This is a genomic window from Corynebacterium sp. LK33, assembly GCF_014334955.1.
Lineage (GTDB): Bacteria > Actinomycetota > Actinomycetes > Mycobacteriales > Mycobacteriaceae > Corynebacterium > Corynebacterium jeikeium_D.
In genome coordinates, this window is the sequence record NZ_PDGU01000032.1 from 1 (window position 1) to 1,176 (window position 1,176).

The window sequence follows — 1,176 nt, forward strand, 5'->3', positions numbered from 1 at the left end:
AAGAAGGAAGTTGTCCAACGCCACCTTGCTGGCGAGACAGCGATGGATCTTGCGCGTGAATTTGGCCTGTCATCACAGCAGCTGGTCAGGGGGTGGTCGTGGAAATGGCGCAAAGACGGCGATGACGCGTTGAAACCGAAGCCGAAGGGCAGGCCTAAAGGCTCGAGCGCACCAAAGCGGCTTACCGAAGAGGAGAAGCTGCGTCGCCAGGTTGAGCGGTTGGAAGCGGAAAACGCTTATCTAAAAAAATTGCGGGACTTGAGGAATCAGGGACGCGCCTGAAAGTCCAGGCGATTGTCATCCTCAAGTCTCACCACCGCTTGGAATATCTCCTAGAGGCAGCGGGTATCCCACGGTCGACGTTCTTCTACCACCAGCAACGACTCAGTAAGCCAGATAACCACGCCGTTCTCAAGCAAGCGATTCGGGAAAGCTTCGAGCGTAACAAGCATCGCTACGGCTACCGGCGAGTGCTGCTTGACCTACGCAACCAGGGCTGGGTGGTCAACCACAAACTCGTTTACAAGCTCATGCGCCAGATGGGTCTTCGAGCTAAGATTCGCCAGCGCAGGCCTTATGTTTCCTACATCGGGACGATCAGCCACATTGCTGACAATAAACTTGACCGCAAATTCACCCCAGATAAGCCAAATGCCGTCTTTGTCAGCGACGTCACCGAGTTCAGGGTCGCAGGCCGCAAGGTCTACCTGTCACCGGTGATGGACTTGTTCGACCGTTCAATTGTTGCCCACACCGTGGCTACATCGCCGTCGACAGCGTTTACCGCCGATTCTTTAGCTAAGGCGATTAACACGTGTGCGCCTGAACCCGGGTGGATGATGCACACTGACCAAGGTTTCCAGTACCAGCATTCGTCCTGGCGCAACTTGATTGGCGACAACGGTGGTGTTCAGTCGATGTCGCGTAAAGCCAACTGTTACGACAACGCGGTCATGGAAAATTTCTTCGGGCACGTGAAAACCGAGATGTACCACGGAGAAGTCTTCGACACTGTCGCAGAGTTCAGTCAGGCGATTAACGAGTACATTCAGTGGTACAACACCGAACGCGTCCAACAACGACTCAAGGGTCTGACCCCGATGCAATATCGGAATCAGACCCTTGAAGCCCTAACCGCCTAGAGTTAAACCAGTCCAACTTTCGGGGGCCAGTTCA

General features: G+C 54.3%; 1 pseudogene. It reads left to right on the forward strand.

What is annotated here, in order from left to right:
• Nucleotides 1–1,142, forward strand: a pseudogene (locus CRD20_RS10985) (IS3 family transposase); the annotation flags it as partial.
• Between the last annotated feature and the right edge of the window lie 34 nt (nt 1,143–1,176).